This is a genomic window from Secundilactobacillus mixtipabuli, assembly GCF_002217925.1.
In the GTDB taxonomy this organism is placed as follows: Bacteria; Bacillota; Bacilli; order Lactobacillales; family Lactobacillaceae; genus Secundilactobacillus; species Secundilactobacillus mixtipabuli.
This window is the reverse complement of sequence record NZ_BCMF01000011.1, coordinates 26,604-49,107: the sequence shown is the minus strand read 5'-3', so window position 1 is coordinate 49,107 and position 22,504 is coordinate 26,604. Positions and strand designations below refer to the sequence as shown.

The 22,504-nt window shown below is 45.3% G+C and carries 17 protein-coding genes; 4 read left to right on the top strand and 13 right to left on the bottom strand.

What is annotated here, in order from left to right; all coding sequences use genetic code 11:
* Positions 1-6: 6 nt before the first annotated feature.
* From IWT5_RS10340 to dnaG, 5 genes are all read right to left on the bottom strand, one after another.
* Positions 7-1,119 carry a Nif3-like dinuclear metal center hexameric protein gene (locus IWT5_RS10340; RefSeq protein WP_089109880.1) on the bottom strand — a complete coding sequence of 371 codons (1,113 nt, stop codon included), beginning with the start codon at positions 1,117-1,119 and terminating at the stop codon, positions 7-9.
* Positions 1,109-1,813, bottom strand: a complete 705-nt coding sequence (locus IWT5_RS10335) for a tRNA (adenine(22)-N(1))-methyltransferase (protein ID WP_089109879.1) — start codon at positions 1,811-1,813, stop codon at positions 1,109-1,111. Before IWT5_RS10335 ends, IWT5_RS10340 begins: the two co-directional genes overlap by 11 nt.
* A 168-nt stretch (positions 1,814-1,981) precedes the next feature.
* A complete protein-coding gene (locus IWT5_RS10330; RefSeq protein ID WP_089109878.1) occupies positions 1,982-7,999 on the bottom strand; it encodes a mucin-binding protein in 6,018 nt (2,005 codons plus the stop codon).
* Between the two features lie 324 nt (positions 8,000-8,323).
* Positions 8,324-9,451: an RNA polymerase sigma factor RpoD gene (rpoD, locus tag IWT5_RS10325; RefSeq protein WP_089109877.1), complete on the bottom strand. Its 1,128-nt coding sequence runs from the start codon at positions 9,449-9,451 to the stop codon at positions 8,324-8,326.
* Between the two features lie 11 nt (positions 9,452-9,462).
* A complete protein-coding gene (gene dnaG, locus IWT5_RS10320; protein WP_191981311.1) occupies positions 9,463-11,328 on the bottom strand; it encodes a DNA primase in 1,866 nt (621 codons plus the stop codon).
* 246 nt (positions 11,329-11,574) lie between these two features.
* Here dnaG and IWT5_RS10315 point away from each other — a divergent pair, with 246 nt between their 5' ends.
* Positions 11,575-11,823, top strand: a complete 249-nt coding sequence (locus tag IWT5_RS10315; protein ID WP_089109875.1) for a hypothetical protein — start codon at positions 11,575-11,577, stop codon at positions 11,821-11,823.
* A gap of 180 nt (positions 11,824-12,003) precedes the next feature.
* Positions 12,004-13,104: an iron-containing alcohol dehydrogenase family protein gene (locus tag IWT5_RS10310; protein ID WP_089109874.1), complete on the top strand. Its 1,101-nt coding sequence runs from the start codon at positions 12,004-12,006 to the stop codon at positions 13,102-13,104.
* Between the two features lie 268 nt (positions 13,105-13,372).
* On the opposite strand, the gene IWT5_RS10305 is transcribed toward IWT5_RS10310, so the two are convergent.
* Positions 13,373-14,107, bottom strand: coding sequence for a glucose 1-dehydrogenase (locus tag IWT5_RS10305; RefSeq protein WP_089109873.1), 735 nt, complete (start codon positions 14,105-14,107; stop codon positions 13,373-13,375).
* 83 nt (positions 14,108-14,190) lie between these two features.
* Positions 14,191-15,171 (bottom strand): NAD-dependent epimerase/dehydratase family protein, encoded by a 981-nt coding sequence (locus tag IWT5_RS10300; protein WP_089109872.1) that lies wholly within the window; start codon positions 15,169-15,171, stop codon positions 14,191-14,193.
* Between the two features lie 115 nt (positions 15,172-15,286).
* Between IWT5_RS10300 and IWT5_RS10295 the strand changes: the two genes are divergently transcribed.
* The gene (locus tag IWT5_RS10295; RefSeq protein ID WP_159459323.1) at positions 15,287-16,477 is read left to right on the top strand and encodes a helix-turn-helix domain-containing protein; all 1,191 of its coding nucleotides are present in this window, start codon (positions 15,287-15,289) and stop codon (positions 16,475-16,477) included.
* Between the two features lie 664 nt (positions 16,478-17,141).
* Here the strand turns inward: IWT5_RS10295 and IWT5_RS10290 are convergent.
* The 4 genes from IWT5_RS10290 to IWT5_RS10275 all read right to left on the bottom strand — a co-directional run bounded on the left by IWT5_RS10290 (position 17,142) and on the right by IWT5_RS10275 (position 20,192).
* Complete coding sequence (locus IWT5_RS10290) at positions 17,142-18,053, bottom strand: DMT family transporter (RefSeq protein ID WP_089109870.1); 912 nt, start codon at positions 18,051-18,053, stop codon at positions 17,142-17,144.
* 144 nt (positions 18,054-18,197) lie between these two features.
* Positions 18,198-19,490 carry a Y-family DNA polymerase gene (locus IWT5_RS10285; RefSeq protein ID WP_089109869.1) on the bottom strand — a complete coding sequence of 431 codons (1,293 nt, stop codon included), beginning with the start codon at positions 19,488-19,490 and terminating at the stop codon, positions 18,198-18,200.
* Positions 19,487-19,855, bottom strand: a complete 369-nt coding sequence (locus IWT5_RS10280; protein WP_089109868.1) for a hypothetical protein — start codon at positions 19,853-19,855, stop codon at positions 19,487-19,489. Before IWT5_RS10280 ends, IWT5_RS10285 begins: the two co-directional genes overlap by 4 nt.
* 19 nt (positions 19,856-19,874) lie before the next feature.
* Entirely contained in the window at positions 19,875-20,192 is a 318-nt protein-coding gene (locus IWT5_RS10275) for a hypothetical protein (protein WP_089109867.1), read from the bottom strand.
* A 299-nt stretch (positions 20,193-20,491) separates the two neighbouring features.
* Between IWT5_RS10275 and IWT5_RS10270 the strand changes: the two genes are divergently transcribed.
* Positions 20,492-20,692, top strand: coding sequence for a hypothetical protein (locus IWT5_RS10270; RefSeq protein ID WP_089109866.1), 201 nt, complete (start codon positions 20,492-20,494; stop codon positions 20,690-20,692).
* Positions 20,693-20,937: 245 nt separating this feature from the next.
* Here the strand turns inward: IWT5_RS10270 and IWT5_RS10265 are convergent, their stop codons facing one another.
* Together IWT5_RS10265 and IWT5_RS10260 are read right to left on the bottom strand one after the other, a co-directional pair.
* Positions 20,938-21,405, bottom strand: coding sequence for an AP2 domain-containing protein (locus tag IWT5_RS10265; RefSeq protein WP_089109865.1), 468 nt, complete (start codon positions 21,403-21,405; stop codon positions 20,938-20,940).
* A 133-nt stretch (positions 21,406-21,538) separates the two neighbouring features.
* Complete coding sequence (locus IWT5_RS10260) at positions 21,539-22,504, bottom strand: glycosyltransferase family 2 protein (protein WP_089109864.1); 966 nt, start codon at positions 22,502-22,504, stop codon at positions 21,539-21,541.

The window sequence follows — 22,504 nt, the reverse complement described above, 5'->3', positions numbered from 1 at the left end:
CACCCCTTAAATAAACGTAAACGGATCCGTATTCAATTCAGATGGCACAATTTCAATTGGCCACTGCTGTTCACTTGCCCACTGCTTGAACAATTTAGTCAAGTGAGGCTTGCAGATACTTTCAATGTGGTGGCCCGGATCGATCACTGGAAAATGAGCCGCAATCATATCATGACCCGTATGGTAATAAACGTCGCCGGTCACGTAGGCGTCCGCGCCCTTTTGCTGAGCAATCTTGAAGAATTTACCGCCGTCACCGCCAAGCACCGCAATTCGCTGCACGGTCTTGTCCAGATCGTCAGCCACCACGCGTAAGCCCGGCACGTTAAACACCTGTTTGCAGTGGGCCGCAAATTCTCGCACGGTCATTTTATTAGGTAAATCACCGATGCGACCCATACTATATTGATGGCCTTCGTGATCGAGTTGGGTCAGTTCCAAAGCGGGATGCCCGCCAGGATACACTTCGTTAATGGCTTTCACCACCGCCTGTAATTTGGCATGGGGTACGCGCGTCTGAATCGCTAACTCATCGGTGTTGTTGCGTTCACCCACCGGGCCCAATTCCGGGTCCGCTCCCTGCATGGGCGTAAACCAGGTGGTGCCATTCCATTCATAGCTGGCACCGGAATAACGGGCCATATCACCAGCACCGGCGCCCACCATGGCCAACCGGACAGCATCCGCATAGACCGGCTGCACGTGGACGGTGAGCAGATAATTAACCTCGCGGATCCCGTCAACCATGCCAACCGTGTTTGACAAGCCTAAGGCATCAACTAACCAGTCATTCATGCCGCCATCGGCACTATCTAAATTGGTATGCGCTGCGTACACCGTAATGTGGTGCTGCAATAACGTGGCATACATCTGATTTTGCGGATCTTCCAAATCTAAATTACGCGCTGGATGAAACATCATCGGATGATGCGCAAAAATAAAATCAGCGCCAGCAGCCACGGCTTCAGCCACCACTTCTGGCCGCACATCTAACGTGACTAATACTTTGTGACATTCAGCTTCCAATGAACCCAGCTGCAACCCCACTGGATCTTTCGGCTCAGCGATTGACTTGGGTGCAAATTGTTCAAACCGTTCAATTAAGGTTTTAACCTTCATCTAAAATAACCTCCTGAATCTGATCGCGTTCCTGAGTAAAGGCTGCAATCTTTTCTTGTGGCGCGTTTTTAGCCTGTTTCATCGTGGCAATAACTTCGTCAAGACGCGCTTGTTCACGGCGCCACTTTTGTTGCAGCACGGGACTTTTTTCCTGCAATAAAAATGGACCGTATTTGAGTTCAACTGCCGTATAGCTGACTGCTTGATCAGTCGGATCAGCAACAATAATTTCGTAAATATGGCCGTCCTCTGCTAGAATCCGTTCAGCAATGATTTGATAGCGATTATCCTGCAGCCACCGCCGGACATTGTCTTCCCCCACGTTCGGCTGTAAAATCAGCCGTTCGTGATGGGTCAAATGCGACTTGCCGTTTTCTAGAATATTGGTGATCAACGTGCCGCCCATCCCAGCGATCGTCACCGTATCGATGTGATCTTCTGGCTGAATCGCTTCTAGCCCGTTCGCCAGCCGTGCCGTGATCACAGCCGTCAGCTGTTCATTTTCGATTTCAGTTAACGCATTGTGGTAAGGTCCCTTCACGACTTCGCCAGCAATCGCCGCACTAATGACACCCTGTTTGGCTAAATGCACCGGCAGATAAGCATGGTCTGAGCCAATATCGGCTAGCCGCGCACCAGGCTGAACAAAGTCGGCGACGACTTGTAGACGATTAGATAAATGTGTCCCGTTCATACGTTGTTTCACTCCTCTTCAATCTCGTAGTTCCATTATAGGCTAGAGCCCGAAGCTAGCACAACAAAAGAACGGGTTTTATTCGCCAGCTTATACTAAAAAGGGTGTCACGGTGATTTTCACATCGTGATACCCTTTTCGTTTTGACCTTACTTTATAATGACGTCATTACTCATCATTTCGTTTGCGACGTTTCAGTCCAGCTGCGCCTAACAGACTTGTCAGCATACCAAGCAGGCCGAAACCGACCGTTGCCTGATTTTGTTCGTTGGTCTGTGGCAACTGCTGCTGGTTAGTGGTTGAAGGATTAACTTGATTATCCAGAACTGTCGTAGTTGAATTTGCGTTAGCTGAATGACTAGAAGCGCCAGTAGTCGTCTCACTGAGTGTTTCAGCACGCCCAGCATTTTCACCAGTTTCTACCGAGGTCCCAGAACCGCCATTTGATTGATTCTGATTGGTCTTAGTAACGGCTTCACCTGGTTCAGGCGTCTTCGTAACCACTTTGCCAGGTGTCGTGGTATTGTCCGTTGGCACGTTCTCAGGAGGTGTCGGTACCTTTTGAATATTGGTTGGTGTCCCTGGAGTACCACCACCATCTGGCTTAGCAATCGGCGTGTAAGTCACAACGACATCTTCGTTATACATTGGCACGTCTCGCGTCGCAACTTTGCCAACGGTTTGCTGACCAACTTGACTTGGATTTACCGTATAACCTGGAAGCGTTGGTGACGGCACTTCGTCGTAGGCGCTATCTGGTGTTGCAACACTGTCACTCGTAACTTCATCAGTCACCACCTGCCAAGTAATCGTCTCGACCTTTGGTGCTGGCACGGTGCCCGTGTAACTTGGATCATCAACAGCATAGTGGATTGTCCGGGTTGAAATAGTCGTGGTGCGGTCCAGCTTGTGTGCCAGCTTGATTGTCAGGTTATCACTGGTATCATTACCCGCTTTAAATGTATACGGTACCTTGTCGTCCTGTCCCGCGGCTAAAACATAGTGATCCGGAATCACTACCTGGTAGTTGCCGGTTTCATTGGTCTTGCCCGTAAGCGTTTTTGGCGTACCAACTACTTTGTTGTTCGCATCCGTATCTACGTAAGTCACTGTCAGATCAGCATTATTTGCCGAATAGGTAACGGTGATGCTGCTATTAACAGGCCGCGTAGTCGTGGCTTGATCGATTCCTGCTGGTACACTGGCTTCCTTTGGCGTATAACCTGGTATTGATGGCGAAATAACTTGAGGGTAGTTACCAATTGGCGTATAGGTCGTCACGTGCGTAACCTCATCTGTATCTGCCGTCCAATTCAATGGCTGACTGACAGGATTTGGATTGCCCGCAGGAAGGCCGGTATAGGTGATTGTCCGGGTCGTGGTGCCGGTAAAACCATCCGGTAAGTTGGTAGTGTGTTTGTGAACCAAGTTAACCGTCAAATTGTCCGTATCATCTGGAGTAATCGTGTAAGTTAGCTTGTCAGCTTGTCCCTTCGCTAATTCATAGTTATCAGGAACCTTAACATCATACGTGCCTTTCTGATTGGTAACACCATCAACTTCAACAGGATTACCCACTGGTTGGTTCTTGTTATCGTTGTCCACATAAGTAACGGTTAGGCTGTTCTTGTTAGCTGTGTAGTTAATGACAACATCAGCTGGATTAGTTGGCATCGTTTTGAGCACAGTAGGCGTAACTGCTGGTGTATTTGCTGACGTTGGCGTGTACCCTTCTACATTTGGTGTTACATAATTTGGATAATTACCGCTTGGTGTATACGTTGTTACTTGAGTAACCAGATCGGTATTCGCTGTCCAGCTCACATTCTGATGGGTCACCTTTTGTGTCCCATCAACTCCATTAATGATAATCGTCCGCGTTGTGGTACCACTGAAACCATCAGGTAATTTGGTATCGTGTTTGTGAACCAAGTTAACCGTCAAATTGTCCGTATCATCTGGAGTAATCGTGTAGTTCGACTTATCTTTCTGGCCTGGTGCTAATTCATAGTTATCAGGAACTTTAACATCATATGTGCCTTTCTGATTGGTAACACCATCAACTTCGACAGGATTGCCTACTGGTTGATTTTTGTTATCGTTGTCCACATAAGTAACGGTTAGGCTGTTCTTGTTAGCCGTGTAGTTAATGACAACATCAGCTGGGTTAGCGGGCGCCTCAACCGTTGCCTTATTCGTAATTGCCGGCGTATCAATATTTGATGGCGTGTACCCCTTAACTTCAGGTGTTACATAATCTGGATAATCTCCACTTGGCGTATAGGTTGTGGTATGGGTCACCAAATCAGTATCCGTAGTCCAAGTAACGTCCTGATTAATCACAGTTTGTGTTCCATCCACATTATTGACTGTAATCTTACGAGTCGTCGTACTGTTAAAGCCCTTTGGTAAATCAGTCGTGTGTTTGTGAACCAAGTTAACCGTCAAATTATCCGTGTCATCTGGAGTAATCGTGTAAGTTAGCTTATCAGCTTGTCCCTTCGCTAATTCATAATTATCTGGAACCTTAACATCATATGTGCCTTTCTGATTGGTAACACCATCAACTTCAAAAGGAGCACCTACAGGTTGGTTCTTATTATCGTTGTCTACATAGGTAACCGTTAGGCTTGAATCACCTATTAAATCATACTGTACATAATCACCATCATCATAATAGTGCGCAACTTGGCCTAACGCAGCTAACCCATCCTTTTTGCCGCTATCAATGATAGTTCGAGTAACTGTATTATCCGTACCGGTTTCTAACTGATATCCCTTTGGAATCAATGCAGTATCTGTAGCATTAAATTCTGATTTTGTTTTCGGATAGTCTTTAAGTGTGTCGACATTATCATTAACTGTCTGAGTTAAATCTGGAATTTCAACATACTGATCGTGACCTTCGGCGTCTACATAGTGATAGCGAGCCTTCACAGTAGAAGTCCCCACAATCTTGATTAAAGCATCAGTGGAACTAACAACGACCTTTGAACCGTCACCATAAAATGCGGTTTGCAGATAACCTGTATTACCAGCCATGTCATTGAAGGTAATTGTCTTGCCATCAACCGTCTGATCAGCTACTTTACCAGCAATAGCAATCCGTCCAGTTGAAGTATTCGGCTTGATGCCACTAACTTGAATCATGATTGACCGGATCTTAGACCAGTCACCATTTGGAATCTGGTCCGCCGTTACGTAACCGGTGGTACTAGGAGACGTATCAGCAGTATTAAAGGTTTGAGCGGTAGTTGAATAAAGAACAGTGGAATTAAGCGCTGTCCCGTCACCGTTTGCAGTTGCAAAGTTCGTTGGCATGGTAATGGGACCCTTTAAATCAAAAGTGTACTGCGAACCCTTTGAATCTCCGACAGTAGGTAAATTAATAACAGCTATCGCATTGTGATCTTGGGCATCAGTTGCAGGTGAGGTATAGACAATAGTATCGTAAAAAGTCATATCAGCAGTTTTCTTATCATCACTGGTACCAACACTATTCTTTCCACTCTCCGGATTAACTGGGGTAGCATCTGTATTACCCTGTGCAAAAGAAGTGTTGAAAAATGAGCTTGCAGTTGAAATATTCCACGTCCCAGTCCCAGCTTCGCCACGCATTAAGCAGGCATTCGGATCATTTTGAACAAACGAAGAATCAATCGGTTTCGTAGAATTAACAAGCTTGGTCTTTGATGACGAAATATAGACATAATATGGGTAATCGCCAGGCAACGCATCGGGATTGTTGGCTAATGTAACCGCACCCCAATAACCCGTGACTTGACTAAAATCGACAATTTTTCCGGTCCCAGAATAATCAATTTTGACAACCGTTTGCCCATTATCCGCAGTGAATTCAGAAACTTTAGCACCAGTGACTTGAGTTAATTGAGCACCAGTAGGATCTGGCGTATATCTTGAATCATGAATGGGATCATCGTTCATACTTCCAAGACTGTTAACAGATGCTACAGTAGTAGCTTTAGGAAGGACAAAGTAAAAGGTTGGCTCATCAACACTATTTGTGTTCTGGCCCTGACCAAAATCATCATATCTAATCTGAAGTGTTCCTGCACTAGAGTTACCTGGCGTTTGATGATTAGTTCTTGTCACGAGATAAGCGTCACCGATAGCCAAAGCTTCAACAGCTGTTTGATCGACTGACGCCTTACGTTCATAATGCTCATCGCCAGCCTTAAAACTAATATTGATAGAAGAAGTCAGTTTATCATTGTATTTAACAGCGGTCGTGTTGTCATCATAATTAGTCGCTAAATGACCTTTAACAGAAAAGCCGGATGCATCATCCGAAGCCTCTGCAAAAGAGCCAGCCGCAATCGCATTTGGCTCAAACACTGCCGTTCTAATCGCAGAACCATCGGCAGAAGTAACTTTTGTACCCGCTGCTACAGTTCCGGTCTCAGTTTCCCCATTGGCTAAGGTTAACGTGTATTTATAGCTGGATGTATCTGGTAAATAGGCTGATGGCGTAATCCCTTGAGCGGGTGTTTGGATACTTGTTGCATCAAGACCATCAGGAACTTTAATTGTAATTTGGGTATCGGTGGCATTAGCAGCCGAATTAAACTCAAAACCAAAACTGTTAAGGTTTTCGGGATCATCACTGGGAATATTATCCAACACTAATTGAGAAGAATTCCCAGAAGAATTTCCTTTAGCAATAGGCGATACGTCGCTTTGACCAACATTTGTTCCACCGTTGTTTGGTAATATGGTAACCTTCCACGGGTCAGCCGAATCGGTAATTGTATTGTTAGTACTATCCCCATTGATAATTTGAGAAAAAGTGACATCACCACTTGCAGTGAGAGCTTGTGCAGTTGTAGTTTGAGAGACATCAAAAGCCCCAACAATCTGGTATTCAGGAGAATTGAGTATTCCGTTATTGCCAACTTGACCACCAGCGCCTGCTGGAGCATTAATAATGACGTCAGTTCCCTTGCCACCTGGTTGTGTGATTGTTGTACCATCAGTAAAAGCATTCATTTTGGCCGTACTATCATTGTCTAAATTAAAACCAGTAGGAACCGGAATTATGATTTTGGTTCCTCCATAATTATCTACCTTACTTGCCCGATTAGTCGTGCCAAGGCTGTCATCATAAGGAATCCCATCACTTTCGTTCACACTCACGCCGAAGATATAGTTTTGATTAGGCAATAGCTGTTCAACTGTACTAGGATCAGGATGAAGCATAGTAATCGTCGATAACTTGGTTGTTGGTTTAACTGTCTGAGTGAAACTAACTCCAGTTTGAGGCTTGTCGTTCACTGTGAAAGTAACGTTTTTAATCACTGTTTTACCCACATCAGCCATACGCGCTGGCGCCAAAAACGGACTTGTCAAATTAAGCTTTATTCGTTGCGTGCTGGCTGTGTCAGTCGCGAAAGTATCAGTAATGATATGTGAGCCATCTGTACCCAAAGTGGTTGTTGTAGTCCCTGCTTCAGCACCTAAAGAATCCACTGAATCAAAAGTATACAGTTGATTGTCCGCTGGAATTGTAACTTTGTAAATATCACCAGCTTTTGCATTGGCATTGATAGTGATTATTAAAGGGCTTTGTGCATGGGTATCAGTCCCAATTGCAGATTCAGAAATAGTTAACCCTGTAGTAGTGCTTGCCGGTTCACCCGCTACCGCATCAATTTCTTGGGCTTGATGAGTCGTTGCGTATACTTGTTCAGCACTGGCTTTAGCTGCATTTAATTGGTCTTCGGTTGGATCAACCAGCACTTTTTTCTCTGAAGTTTGAGCGGTTGAATTATTTGCCTGTTGAGTCGGTTGAGCAGTAGCCTGTTGAGTGTTTACTGCAGAATCCTCAGCAGTTTTTGATGCGCCGTCCACCGCTGCTTGTGATTGGTCCGCTGCTTTTACTGCGCCGTCAGCATTATCATTATTCGTACCCTGAGACGTTTTCAACGGTACTACCGCAGCTTTTTGAACAGTTGCAGCCGTTGTCTGACTTGATGGCGCTTCAGCTGGTTGTGAAGCACTGTCTGTGACACTATCCGCATAAGCAGTTGTACTCCCCAACAAAAGTCCAGCACCAACTGCTAAGCTCGCTAAACTAGCGTAAATCCATCTTCTACCAGCTTTATACGCTTTATAGTGTTCCTTTAAATTGGACTTAATTGTTCTAATATGATTGTTTTTTCCGACCATTTCTGGTGCCCCCTATTTGACCTACCAATTAGTTATCTCATCCATCAAAAACAACTTAACGTTAAAAGACATTTATCAACAGCGTTAACTAAAATTCCGAATGAAAATTCATTTTCCTTTCGTATACTCCCCCAATCTTTTGGTTTTATTATAATGTTGAAGTTTTCACGTGTAAAGTTTATCCTTAAAACAATTTTTGAAATTTTGTTTAGGTCACTAGTCATTTAATTGCACATAAAAACACCCTGATTATCAGTCTTTTCGACTCATAACCAGGGTGTTTTTCATCCTAAATGGTTATCAATTTCAATACTTGATTCTAATTTACTCCAAGAAATCCTTCAGTTGCTTTGAACGTGATGGGTGACGAAGCTTGCGTAAGGCTTTAGCTTCGATTTGACGAATCCGTTCACGGGTAACACCGAAAACTTTACCGACTTCTTCCAAAGTGCGGGTCCGGCCGTCATCCAAACCGAAACGAAGACGCAACACGTTTTCTTCCCGATCTGTTAAGGTGTCCAGAACGCTTTCAAGCTGTTCTTTTAACAGTTCGTAAGCAGCGTGATCTGCTGGACTCGTAGCATCGTCATCTTCAATGAAGTCACCCAAGTGAGAGTCGTCCTCTTCACCAATTGGGGTTTCCAATGAAACGGGTTCTTGAGCGATCTTCAAGATCTCACGAACCTTTTCCGTTGGCATATCCATTTCGGCACCAATTTCTTCAGGGGTAGGTTCACGCCCTAAGTCTTGCAGCAATTGACGTTGAATCCGGATCAACTTGTTGATGGTTTCGACCATGTGCACGGGAATCCGGATGGTCCGGGCTTGGTCAGCAATAGCACGGGTGATGGCTTGACGAATCCACCAAGTTGCATACGTTGAGAACTTGAAGCCTTTACGGTAATCGAATTTCTCAACGGCCTTCATCAGACCCATGTTCCCTTCTTGGATCAGATCCAAGAATTGCATACCACGGCCAACGTAACGCTTAGCAATGGAAACCACCAAACGCAGGTTAGCTTCGGCTAATTCTTGCTTAGCTTCTTCATCGCCTTGTTCGATCCGTAAGGCCAACGCCACTTCTTCGTCGGCGGTTAATAGCTTAACCCGACCGATTTCCTTCAAGTACATCCGCACAGGATCATTGATCTTGACACCGGATGGTGCAGAAGTATTCTTTAATTCACTAGCAGTAACTTTCTTGGCAGCCTTAACGGCACGTGAATCGGGATCACCGTTTTCATCAACGACACTGATACCAGCATCTTCAACTTTTTCCAGCAAACCGTCCATCTTCTTGGCGCTTAAGCCAAATGGTGAAGCAATTTTATCTGACAGTTCATCGTAGGTGACTTGACCCTTTTTCTTGTAGTCCTTTACTAGGTCCTTAACGGCTTTGTCGTAACCTTTTTGATCAAAGTCTTTGCTGCTTTTCTTTGTTTCTTTTGCCATTAGAAAGCCCCCTAAGCTTGTTTTTGAGACTGCTTTTGCTGTTGTAGCTTAATATACTCGATAACAAGTTGGCGCACGCGGTCATCATCGCCCAACCGCCGTGCTTCTTGTAACGCTTGCTCTGTTTCGCCAATTTGTTTGGTTAGTGGTGCGACATTCATGATCAATTGAATATAATCATCAATCTCGCCCTCACTGGTTGACTCATTTAACTGCATGGATTCAATATCGATCACCAGGTTTTGTAAATGATCATCATGGATAAAATCAACAAACTGGGCTGGCGCATAACTCTGGTGGGTCTCAAAGTACCCTTGAGCCAGTGTATAAACCAGCTGGTAATCATCATCGACAAAATTAAATTGCGGTAAGCCGGTAACACGTAACCACACATCGTGGTCGTGAAGCATCCGGTACAGTAACGCCCGTTCCGCTTTTTCCACTGGCGTGCGCTTAACGACCTGCTGCTGTTGCGTCTGTGGCTGGCTTTGACCGGGATTAACTGCCGGTCTGGCTGGCCGCTCAGGCGTTTGCTTAGCCGGTTTCACCATGGCCAACTGCTGGCGCAAACTGCTCTTTTCCAGTTGAAACTGTTCTGCCAATTGTGTCAGGTAAACGTCTTGTTCAACTGGCGACTTCACAGTGGCTAGGATCGCCAGAATGTCATTTAAGTATTGAAACCTGCCAGTATCCGTATTTACATCATACTGGGTCTTCAAATAACGCATCTCAAATGCAACTGGCGTTTCGCGGGCAGATGACAGCGCGTGGGCCAGCTTTTCTTCACCATAATTTTGACGGTACTCATCGGGATCCATTCCCTCAGGCATCTGAATGACACCTAACGTTAAACTGGAATTATCACGTAGAATGGATAAAGCCCGCTGAGTCGCCTTTTGCCCTGGTGTATCGCCATCATAACAAACATAAACTTGTTTGGTAATTCGCTGAATCGCGTAAATCTGCTCTTCAGTCAAACTGGTTCCCATGGAAGCCACGCCATTATCCACACCTGATTGGTGGGCTGACATCACATCCATAAAGCCTTCAAACAGGATCAGGTTACCCTGTTTTCGCACGGCACCCCGCGCCAGATCAAAGTTGAACAGCACTTTGCGTTTATTAAACAGTTCGGTTTCCGGACTGTTTAAATATTTGGGCTGATCTGGCTGCTGTTTCAACATCCGACCAGAAAAGGCAATTTCCTGACCCGACTGGTTGCGGATAGGATACATGATCCGGTCAACAAACCGGTCACGCAATTCACCATCCTGATTTTCAATGAACAAACCGGAATGCCGCAAGGTTTGATAATCAACCTTACGGGTGTCAAAAAACGGCTTCAGCAGTTGCTTACTGGGCGCATATCCCAGACCGTAATCTGAAATGGTTTGGTCTGTCAAACCGCGCTTGTGCAAATAGTCCAGCGCTGGCTGACCCATTTCCGTATTCATTAAAATATGGGTATAAAGCTTTGTTGCATCTTGGTGCAGCTTGATCAGCTGATTAGTTGGTGACTGCGGGTCGCCGTGCTGACCGGCACCGGTTGCTGCGTTAACGATTTGCTCGTCAAGCGACACGTGTGAAAATGCCGCAACTTTTACCACGGCTTCTTGAAAGCTGAGATTTTCAAGCTCCATCAAAAACTTGAAGACGTTACCACCTCGGCCACAACTAAAGCAGTGAAAAATTTGCTTATCCTCAGTGACCGAAAAAGAAGGCGTCCGTTCTTCATGGAATGGACACAGACCAAAGAAATTTTTTCCTTGCTTCTGCAATTGAACATATTGACTAATAAAATCCACGATATCGGTTGCATCGCGGACTTGTTCAATTACCTGTTCGGGTATTCTCGCCAACGGCGCAACCCCCTTCATTTAACAACCAAATCACTTTTAAAACATCGACAATAACATGCGGATAAATTGTCAAAACGAACTTATCTTCATTATTGATCTTTCTTTTTTGCAATCTACCGCGTACGTAGTTATATCATATCAAGTAAAGACTATATGTGCAACTAAAACACCTTCATATGTAGTCGATTAAAAAATAATCTTTTACTTGATTGTGCGAACGTATGTTTGTATAATAATGATAACTTTAAAAAGGTGGTGTTGATATTGACCAAATTCATTAACGTAACTGGCATACTAGGCGCTGAACCCAAAGTGATTAAGCAGGTTCCCCCGATGTTGTACATTCCCATCATAACAGTTGACGGGCAAACATTACACTGTCTTGTGGTCCAGCACGCCCTAGATTTTCTGTACCGTGCTCGCGCAGGCGCTAAGATCGCCGTCTATCGCCACTATAATCAGCGTCATCAGTTCGTGATCAATAAGTATTTTGTTCAAGCACAAGTGTCGTGAAATACTTTTACTCTTAACGAGGTTTTTCTAAATCAAGATTAGAGAACAATTAAAAAACACCTTGACATTTCATTTTCTCAAGTCGATAATGATTCACTATTAGCTGTCACCCAGTGAGATGAAGCTAAACGACATATTAAAGTCCGTCTAACGGATGGACTAACCAAAGGACTGAGAATAATGATTTCACAAAGTGGACCGCAACGCTACATATCAGACAATAAGGCTTATGACGAATTACCAGGGTTCATGGCCAAGTTAAAGGTGAGAACCGTCTTATTTCTTCATGGCGAGAAATCATTAGCCGCAGCTCAACCGTATTTACCAGAATGGCCAGACGATGTGAAGGTTGTTGACGTGCCGTTTGGTGGTGAATGTTCATTTGAAGAAATTGACCGCGTGAGTCAGATTGCTGACGAAAACAACGTTGATATGGTGATTGGACTTGGTGGCGGGAAAGTTTTGGATACCTCTAAGAGTGTCACCACTGGTACTCACCGTTACCTCGTTTTAATTCCAACACTAGCAAGCAACTGTTCGCCATGGTCAGCTATTTCCGTGCATTACAAGGAAACCGGCGAACACATTAACCATAACATTTACTTGGAAACCGCTAATTTAATGCTACTGAACCCCAAAGTTATTTTGAACTCACCAATCGAGTACTTCGTGGCTGGTATTGGTGATACCTTAGCTAAGTTCTACGAATCCGAGTTGATCTTCCAACAATTACCAGAAGACCAATACACCGTAGCCCTGACCATTTCTCGTCAAATGGCCAACAACTGCAAAGAGGTTCTATTGAAGAACTCTATCGGTGCTGTAGAAGACATGAAGGCTGGCCGCTTAACCCCTCGTTGGCGTCAAATCGCTGAAACCATTACTGTGATGGCCGGAACTGTTGGTGGCTGGGGCGATGACTACGGTCGTGCCTCTGGCGCCCACGCCATTCATGACGCTTTGACCATCTTCCCAGCAACTGCCCCACATCTACACGGTGCGAAGGTTGCCTATGGCATCTTGGTTCTACTGGCGATTGAAGGCAAAACTGACAATATCAGAGATTTGCTGCCCTTCTACCATGAGCTTGGCCTACCAACTAACCTGGAGGACTTGAACCTTGGTGATATTCCTGACAGTGACATCGAAAAGATTGCCACTGCTGCAGCGGATCCAAGCACGCAAATGCACTTCGTTCCAACTAAGGAACCGGTTACGGCTGAGGTTGTTAAGGATGCCATCTTAACAGTTGAAGATATCACAGCTTTTGTTGAAGAATAAACGTTTGAACTATAAGTTCCAAATAAAGCAGCACAGCAATTTTCTCAGTTGGGAAATTACTGTGCTGCTTTTTATGTTATACCGATTGGTGAAACCCACCCGCTTTTTAGCGTAAAAAAGAGCCTTAGCGGTGGCAGCTGCTAAGGCTCGTTCATGTTGTTCAACTTTTTACATTTATTATATCATTTTTCTCAGTCACAGAAAGCGACCACAACTTAATTCGTACCACCTTGCACAGACTTAATTCAATTCGGTTTTCTAATAGCAATTACTGTGCCGTTAATCCCCCATCAACCGTGAATTCTGCACCCGTCGAATAGCTCGAATCATCTGACGCCAAGAACAGTACCATCTTAGAAACCTCTTCTGGTTCAGCAATTCGTTGCAGCGGAATCATTTTTGCAAATTGTTTGACTGCTTCATCCGTATCGCCCTGATGAATCATCGGTGTTGAGATCACGCCTGGATGAACAGAGTTGACCCGGATATGATAGTGGGCCAGCTCCAGTGCTGCAGCCTTGGTCATCCCGCGGACAGCAAACTTCGTGTCGGTGTACCCAATGGCCCCGCCGACTAAGCCATTGATAGAAGAAATATTCACGATGCTGCCAGAATCCGCTTTTTTCATTTCAGCGGCAGCGTACTTCATGCCCAAAAAGACGCTTAATTGATTAATATTGAAAATTTTCAGGTATTCATCCGTGGTGACGTCAAACAGTGATTTGGCATACGTGATGCCGGCATTATTAACTAGAATATCCAATTGGCCAAAATGAGCAATTGTCTCTTTAATCACCGTTTGCCAGTCGGCTTCACTGGCAACGTCTTGCTTAACAAAGATGGCATTGTCTCCCAATTCAGCCGCTAATTTGGTCCCAGCTGCTTCATTAATATCCGTGATGACCACTTTAGCGCCCTCGCTAACAAACAATTTAGCGTGCGAGGCGCCCATACCTTGTGAACCACCTGTGATGATGGCTACTTTGCCGGTTAATTTATTCATGACAATGATCTCCTTTGCTGTAAGCGCTTTCTATTTATTTAACAATAATTTTCCAGATGGCAGGTCCCTGCCCCTATTCGTCACTAGCCGTTAACACATTTAGCCAGCGTTTCGCGGATCGAAGCAGGCACATCATGAGGCTTAATGCCTAGGAATGCTTGCGTCTCTGCCGGATCAGAGCATAACTGCTCCTCTTGTAATTGTTGCGACAGCAACAGGTTAATCCCGTGTTCTTTACCGGCCTGTTCAACTTCAGCCTGAGCTACTTCCAGTTGTGGCTTTATTTGGTCAAATGAAATCACGGGTACTTGCGTTTTACCGGTCTGACCTAAGGCCGCCACAATCATCGTATAGAATTCCTGATAGCTGAGGTTGTAACTATTAATCGCAAAAGTTTGTCGATGGCGACCATTTTCCAACGCACCAACGGCGGCTTCCCCGACTTGCTCAACGGTCACAGACGAGGTTGCCCCCCTTAAAGCGGGATAGACGGGCTGATCACGGATCATATCAACAAACATTTTCCATAATGGCATTCGGCCTGGCATAGTCCCAAAAATATAGGGCAATCGCAGCGAGGTCACGGTCATGCCACCTTCACCTTCCGCAAAGGCCACTTGTTCTTGCAGCAGCCGGGTATTAACGTAAGGCTGTTCTTGATAGTCTGGGTATTTTGCTGCCAGCTTAATCGCAAACTCACTATTATATGAACCGAATAACACAAAATGGCTGACCCCGGCTTGCCGTGCTAATCGCGCAAATCGCTGAGTCGGGAGAACGTTAGCTTGATAGTAAAAACTCAAGGCCGGCTTATCTGGAACCGCACGCTCATCCGCGCCTGCGGCATACATAAAGCCATCGCAATCGGCTAATAAGTCAACGACTTGTGAATCACTAAGTTCGTTCATATCGCCAAGAGTCAGTTCGACTTCGTCAGGGAGTAAATCAGCTTCCGGCAATGGTGGCAACGCCATGGTTTTGACTTGATAATCGCGTGACAACAGCTCCTTGATGGTGTAATAGCCTAAAAAACCGGTACCACCTAAAACAAACACTTTCGACATTGAAATCCCTCTCTTCTAGGTTGCTTGATAATTAATTCACAACCAGTATAATAGATTCCAATAACACTTAAGTAACAAAAATCGGTTAAGTGTTCAAATGTTGTGGGGTGATTGCATGAATCAGAATTTTCCGTATGTCAGTACTAATTATTTATCGGGTCAGTATCAGCCGCAAGCACTGACAATTGTTCATCAGCACTTGAAAAAAACTCAGCCAGCTCATTTTTCAGATGAAGCGGAGTTTCTCGTGATTACTGATGGTCAAATAACCCTGGAATTAAACCGGCAACCCATCAACCTGTCTGCTGGGGAAATCATCCAGCTCATGCCCTATCAAATGCAGCAGTTAAAGCTATCTGACAATCAATCGGTGACGCTTTTTCGAATTCGTTTGTCTTTGGGACTGCTCCTACTTTCTTCAACGGATGAAGTACAGTATTCAAAGGCCCTTAAAACCACTGATCGATTCTACCCAATCGTACGGGTCAACACCACTGAACAGGCTTTTCTAACGCAGTTTTGCCAAGAAGTTATTCGTCAAAAACAATTACCGTTTGGCGGATCATCAAGTCTGAACTTATCCTTAGTTTCATATGTCATGTATTTGTTTCAAACGGGAACCAAAGTCCCCCTCCCAAAACAGAATATGGAGCCCGCTTGGCAGTGGTTAAAATACTTGCAGTTTCATCATCAGTCAGCAGTTACTGTGGCAGAAGTTGCGAAAGTCTTTAGTGAAGATGAAAGTACCATTCAAGAAGAACTGCTGCGGATTACGGGTTTTTCATTTGACCAATTACTCAATCAAGTCAGGATCAGAAACGCCACGGCCTTATTAGAGTTTTCAGCGCTCACCATTCGCCAGATTGCCAACATCTGCGGGTATCATTCAGTTGGCACCTTCTACTACCAGTTTAAAAAAGCACATCGACTGTCACCGGAAGAATATCGTATGCAACTCAGCATCCATCAGCAACTTGTGGGCCTCAGTGACGGCTGGGTGATCGGCGTTTATCTGCTGGAACACTGTTATGAACCCTTAACAGTTGAACAAGTGGCTCAAACGTTGAACTTTTCAGTTGATACGATTACCGACCGGTTAAAAGAGCATTTTGGCTTAACGTTTAAACCCCTACTCAACCTCTTCCGCTGTGAATTAGCTCGCCCACTCGTTCTAGCCTCAAAGCTGACTTTTGCACAAATCGCCATTAAAGCTGGTTACCACGATACAGTCAGTTTTACACGAAACTATCGAAAAGTTTGGCAGGTAACGCCGAGTGTTGATCGTGGGAGCGGATCGGGACATTAGCGTCGAAATTTCTAAAGACATTAAAAAGCCGCCCAAAACTTTGACGGGTTTGGCGACTTTTTAGTGTTGCTATTTAGTTAGTCACAACTCGGAGAAGTCACTGTGCTACTTCTACCACGTCTTGATTATATCATGAGGCGTGGTATTTTTGCTGATTAAAATTTGTTAGATGTTTTGCCGCGGTTTAGGACACTTTTCGATAATGTCCCACTTTCGCAAAACCCTTATAAATTGTAGGTAAACCAGGCTTCGCATGATACAATTTTAAATGTTGCCTACCCTACACAGCAACTGTTGGGAGGTGAACATGTTGTTCAGCTTTCTAGTAGCACCCCTTGTGGTTTCAATCATTTCTATTTGGTTTGCGGATTGGTTAGATCGTAGACACCACAAGTAAAGCTTTAGGCAACAAGCTAACCCACCCGCTTTTTAGCGTAAAAAATAGCCTTAGCAGGTGCAACTGCTAAGGCTATTGGTGTACACGTTGTTCAGCTTTTTACACCTATTATTATATCATCTTTCTCCGCTATAGCAAGCAAGCATAACTCAACTTGTACCATCCACTGACTGTTTAGCTTTAACCAATCCCAACAATTGAAGATTACTACCTACTTTAGTGCTTATCCTTACCATAACCGTCACCCAAAAATCACGATCGAATTTTTCACAAATCGAATGTCATATTCGCCACGTAAACACCCAAAATAATAATAGTGGCGCCTAAAAATTGATAGCCATTGAACTGTTCACCCAGAATAACCATCCCCGCAACGATTGAAACAACCGTTGAAATACCAATGAACGATGACGTCTGATTGACCCCAATTTTTGAAATCGCAAAATTGGCTAAGAACAGTGCGACCACTGAGCTGCCAATACCTTGGTATAATACTGCCGCCAAGAACTTCATATTGACCACCGGCAAACGCAGTAAAGTACCAATGTTGCCTTGACCCGCGGCTTCACCAATGGCTAATGCACTAAAGACAACCACACCCGCTACTAACATTAAATAGGTAATTTCAATCCCCGTATAGTCCGTGGCTTTCTCCACAAACACACTGTAAAGTGCGTATGTACCAACGGCCAGTAAGAGGGACAAATATCCCACTACTGACAGGCTGGTCTGCGTTCCGACAGCCACCACCGTGATGATGACACCGACCAACGTCATCAAAATGCCGATCACTTGTTGGCGGCTCGGACGCCTATGTAAAATCAAAGTTGATGCCAGTAAGCTTGCCACCGGGATGCAAGCTAAGAAGACACCACTTTCCGAAGCAGTTGTATGACTGATGCCAACCGTTTCACCAACAAAATATAGCACGGGGTTAAATAGGCTGACTAATAAAAGTGGTTTTACCGCCTTACCCCGCAAATCAATATGCACGAAACCAGCCAGTATCAATCCGCTCATCACCACAAAGGCAATCACAAAGCGCCACCCCAGCAAAGCTAACACACTCGCCTGATTTGTCGCTTGTTTTGTAAAAATATAGCTCAACCCATACAGTCCTTCACTACCCAATGCAGCCATACTTCCAAGAATTAACGACCGTTTGTTTACTTCTTTCATCTGTTTGCCAGCCCTACAATCTGATATTATTCTTCCAATTCACGTACTTAATAATTATACCCCAAACTTTTTGCGAACCCTAGGGCATCGTCGCTGGCAATAAGGCTGTCATTCAGCCATGCTATATCTAAATCTTCCTATATATTAGGCATGGTGGCCGCCCACCAAGCCAGAACGTTCAATTGCAGTTCCACCAGGTGTCAAAGACGAGGCCCGCACCAGTGCCTTGTAGCCAAACCGTTTGCGGATGCGGTCAATGGTGATTGATAACTGCTGACGGTGCAGGGTAACCTCCGGATCTTCAAATAGTGAAAACTGCGTCATCCGCTGAGTAGAGATTTTGGCACATCTAACGCCAACTTGTCGCACGGGACTGCCATCCCACTTGGTACTGAGTAAATACCAAATCGCTGAGGTCAGCTGTTTCGTGTCGTTGGTCGCTTCTACGTGCATTTGTGCTGAAAAATGAGTGCGGTTGCTTTTATCTACATCCGCAAAGCCAATATGCAAACTGATTAGCTCAGTAACGACGTGGTTATTTCGCAACCGCGTCGCCACTTGGTCAGTGACCTCTTCTAGTACGACTTGCAAATCAACAGGCTTAATATAGTCCCGCATCAGAATTTGTGAATTGCCGTAACCTTTACTGGCAGCTCGCGGTACATAGCGTTTAGTTAAGGTTGAATAATCGATGCCCCACGCGTCGTAATACAGCTGTTCACCCAGCACACCAAAGTGTTTTTTGAGCTGTTTTAATTCAGCGTGAGCCAGATCAGCCACTGAGTATATCCCCATCAAAGCCAAACTTTTAGCCGTTCGATGACCAATACCCCACATAGCCGTTATTTTGGGGATCTGCCAAATAGTCTGCGGTACCTGGTCATACGTCCATTCGGCGATCCAAGGTGCCTGCTCCTTAGCCGCGTTATCTAAAGCTAATTTTGCCAATAACGGATTCTGGCCGATGCCCACCGTGGTGATAATGCCAGTCTGATCAAACACCCGTTTTTGAATCTGCCGGGCAATTTGCTGATTATTGCCAAACAGCTGGTGACTGCCGCTGACGTCGATAAAGGACTCATCAATCGAATACGGAAACCAGTGCGCATCATCCGTAAACTGACGGTATATCTGGTTGATCCGGTAATTGAGCTTGATGTAATCCTTCATGTGCGGCTCTACCAGCTTCAAGTCCATATCATCACGTAGTTCAAAGCGCCGTGTCCCCAGCTTTACACCATAATTCTGCTTACTGTAAGGACTCGCTGCCAAAATCAGCCCGCCACTGGATTCTTCTCTGGACAGCACCGCAATTTTTGCCGAAGTCGGGTATTCCGCCCGCTTAATGGCCTCCGTCGACGCGTAGAACGACTTACAATCAATACACATGATATCGTGTACCGGCAGCCGGCTGGGATCTGATAGTGGATCGCTCATGCCGACCACCACTTCTCTGCTTTCTTTAACGTAACGTGGCGAATATGAGCAAACCGAAGCGTCATCAGGCCGCTGTCGCCCTGTAAATACACCAAGGCCTGTTCGTAGCCAATCACAATGCCCTCGACAGTCTGATAATGATCACCGCGGTCTACCTGCAAACTCAGCGGCGTCGTTTTTTGCCAGCTTTGCTGCAGCAACCGATCGATGCTTGCACTAGCCATCTGGGGTAACGGTCGCTCAGCCGCCTCTTTGCCCTTTTGCTGATCCATATAAACGGTGTGGTCCGACATGAAAAAGCCCATCCATTTCATCATGCCTCGGTCGTGGTATAACCAGTTTTCTTTTGCAACCTCTCTAATCATATTTACCACCCTTTCTCGCTTAACCGTGTCCGTGAACACGGTCGTTTTTAATGTCTTTAGTTGGGTGCACCAGCTGATGCGTGTTGCGATACTGAATCCGTAACTTTGAGAACTGTTTCAACTCTGCCAAAACCCGCTGGTACTTTTCCGGATCATGTTCCAGCGCCAATAGCTCGTGTGAGTGCAGGAGCTGAGTACCCTGCTTTTGTTTTTCAAGGAAGAAATAGTAGCGATCGAAGAAATGGTTATCGACAACTAACAACCAGTACCGAAAACGGTATTCACGCAAGAAGTAATGGTCGTACTGGGTCTTTAACGCCTTAGTTTCTGCTAACATTTTCTCATCCCAAATCTCATATAGAACATATGTTCGTACTTCATTGACTAAATCCTACCAGAAATTTACCTCGGATTCAAGCCTTTCCGCAAACTAAATCAACACTTGCTAATCTTTTCTATACAACAAAAAAAAACGTCAAGACGTATGCTCGACGGTTCCTTGGCATCTAATTTAAATGAACTTACCCACCTCATCCCTCTTTTAACCAATAAATTGTAAAAGTCAAGTTTATCTATGATAGAATAATATTTGTAGAATATGGGACGGTGACAAACGAAAAATCGAGAGGTGGTGCCATGACGATCATGACGAGGACTGAACGGATAGGAAGTTTGTTGGTTGATAGAGATTGGCCTGTTTTTCTTGAAAGCTGTGTGGGTCTGCACCTGTGCAACGCTACTAGTCAAACAGGCAACCCGATTGGTGAAAGCCATCAGGAAATTTCTAAAGACGCTAAAAAGCCGCCCATAACTTTGACCGGTTCGGCGACTTTTTAGATCTTTTAAATTGTTGTAGCAACTTGGAGAAGTCACTGTTCTACTTCTACCACGTCTTGATTATATCATGAGGCGTGGTATTTTTGTAGCTTACTGATTGAAATCCACTAAATGTTTAGCACCCGCTTTTAGCGTAAAAAAGAGCCTTAGCAGTCGCATCTGCTAAGGCTCTTGGTGTTCACAGTGTTCCATCTTTTACACTACTAATTATATCATCTTTCCCAGCTACAGCAAGCAGCCACATGCTACTTCACCGGATGCTTAAAGTACCGCTCTTCAGCTTCCTTACGCAACCGCACCGCTTCTTCAAAGTCAGGCGTCATATGATTCAGCACGTATCTACCATGAAACATGAGCCGGGCGACGAACCGCTGAGCGTTGTTGTCAAATGATACGCCGATCACGCCCGTTCGATTCCGCTTCCCCTTATACAAGCTGGAATAGGCAATGCCATCTTCGTTGTACATAGGATTGCCCTGATTGGCCACAAAGGCTTCATTACACTTTGCGGCTTGACTGGACATTTCCCGCCGTAAGCAGCCGCAACTTCGAGTAATGCCGTGGCGCAGGGAATAGCCATCCGCGACAATGTGTTTACCGCAATCGCACACACAGTTCCAACGAGCGTTACCATTCGCCCCCTTGTCGTAAGCCCGGCTAACCACTAACAACCGACCAAATTTTTGATTTACCATATTAATCACTTTACTCATGCCAATCAAGTCCCCTCAAGATAGTAATGAACGGGTCTGGTGTTATTGGCAGCAGATCCTCTCCAGAACAAAAAAGCGATTAAAGATAATCGTTTTTTCGCCGGCTGAATATAAAGCGTTAGTTACTGTCTGATCACTTCGCCGCCACTTGCAAGAGCTTGATCTGATCCACCAAGAAGGCCATCAGACTGGCTTTCGTCAATCCCTTATAGGCTGGTTCAGTGGCGAGTAAATGATCGATTTGATTCCCCACCAAAGCACTGACGTTGGGCCAGATGCTGGCAAACTCCCGAACTAACCGGGCGTGTTCCCGCTGGAAAGTGTCCTGGTCCGCTGCAGGAAAGCGTTGTGCGCGTAAGTAAATATCTGCGAAATACGCCACCGCGCGAGGCACCAGCTGTTCAGGCCGCTGATCACGAATCTTCTCTAACAGATAACGGTTAACTTCGACCCACTGATCAAGCTGACCAGCAAGCGCCCGTTTAATGGCATCCTCGTGCCACAACCAGATATAGACCACTTGATCCAGATAGGAAATATCGGTGGCCATGGCACACGCCAGCCCCACAAAGTAGGTGTCTTCATTGAATTGCAGATCTTCCCGCCACGTGAGCGACAGGCTTGCAATATACTTCCGGTTAAACCATTTAGCAGCAACCGTCTGCCAATTATGCTCAGGATGAGTGACGTACTGGTACGTGCCGTCAGCATCGCGGATCTCCTCCACGTAGCGGGCGATGATGACTTGGTGGTCCCCCGCTTTGACTGCGTTGAAGAACGACCACAGCGCTTGGGTATTTTGCAGCTCATCGTCGGCGTCCACGAACATATAGTAATCCCCACTAGATATGTCCATACCGACCTGCCGAGCCACGCCAGCACCTAGGCTGTCTTCATAGCCGTAATAGCGGGCATCTAAGTTTTCAAATTCCTCAAACAGCGCGTCCCCATCGATGGCTTCAGCCCCATCACCAATAAGGATGACTTCTACCTGGGTAAAATCGATCCCCGTTTGGTTGTTAATCGACGACAGTACCCGTCTGAGCTGGTTTAACGTCTCGTTGTGATACGGAATAATAATTGATACTAGCTTACTCAT

What these genes read in the sequence shown, in the direction of transcription:
- IWT5_RS10340 (WP_089109880.1), bottom strand. Translation starts at nt 1,119, where the DNA reads ATGAAGGTTAAAACCTTAATTGAACGGTTTGAACAATTTGCACCCAAG.
- IWT5_RS10335 (WP_089109879.1), bottom strand. Translation starts at nt 1,813, where the DNA reads ATGAACGGGACACATTTATCTAATCGTCTACAAGTCGTCGCCGACTTT.
- IWT5_RS10330 (WP_089109878.1), bottom strand. Translation starts at nt 7,999, where the DNA reads ATGGTCGGAAAAAACAATCATATTAGAACAATTAAGTCCAATTTAAAG.
- rpoD (WP_089109877.1), bottom strand. Translation starts at nt 9,451, where the DNA reads ATGGCAAAAGAAACAAAGAAAAGCAGCAAAGACTTTGATCAAAAAGGT.
- dnaG (WP_191981311.1), bottom strand. Translation starts at nt 11,328, where the DNA reads ATGAAGGGGGTTGCGCCGTTGGCGAGAATACCCGAACAGGTAATTGAA.
- IWT5_RS10310 (WP_089109874.1), top strand. Translation starts at nt 12,004, where the DNA reads ATGATTTCACAAAGTGGACCGCAACGCTACATATCAGACAATAAGGCT.
- IWT5_RS10305 (WP_089109873.1), bottom strand. Translation starts at nt 14,107, where the DNA reads ATGAATAAATTAACCGGCAAAGTAGCCATCATCACAGGTGGTTCACAA.
- IWT5_RS10300 (WP_089109872.1), bottom strand. Translation starts at nt 15,171, where the DNA reads ATGTCGAAAGTGTTTGTTTTAGGTGGTACCGGTTTTTTAGGCTATTAC.
- IWT5_RS10295 (WP_159459323.1), top strand. Translation starts at nt 15,287, where the DNA reads ATGAATCAGAATTTTCCGTATGTCAGTACTAATTATTTATCGGGTCAG.
- IWT5_RS10290 (WP_089109870.1), bottom strand. Translation starts at nt 18,053, where the DNA reads ATGAAAGAAGTAAACAAACGGTCGTTAATTCTTGGAAGTATGGCTGCA.
- IWT5_RS10285 (WP_089109869.1), bottom strand. Translation starts at nt 19,490, where the DNA reads ATGAGCGATCCACTATCAGATCCCAGCCGGCTGCCGGTACACGATATC.
- IWT5_RS10280 (WP_089109868.1), bottom strand. Translation starts at nt 19,855, where the DNA reads ATGATTAGAGAGGTTGCAAAAGAAAACTGGTTATACCACGACCGAGGC.
- IWT5_RS10275 (WP_089109867.1), bottom strand. Translation starts at nt 20,192, where the DNA reads ATGTTAGCAGAAACTAAGGCGTTAAAGACCCAGTACGACCATTACTTC.
- IWT5_RS10270 (WP_089109866.1), top strand. Translation starts at nt 20,492, where the DNA reads ATGACGATCATGACGAGGACTGAACGGATAGGAAGTTTGTTGGTTGAT.
- IWT5_RS10265 (WP_089109865.1), bottom strand. Translation starts at nt 21,405, where the DNA reads ATGAGTAAAGTGATTAATATGGTAAATCAAAAATTTGGTCGGTTGTTA.
- IWT5_RS10260 (WP_089109864.1), bottom strand. Translation starts at nt 22,504, where the DNA reads ATGAGTAAGCTAGTATCAATTATTATTCCGTATCACAACGAGACGTTA.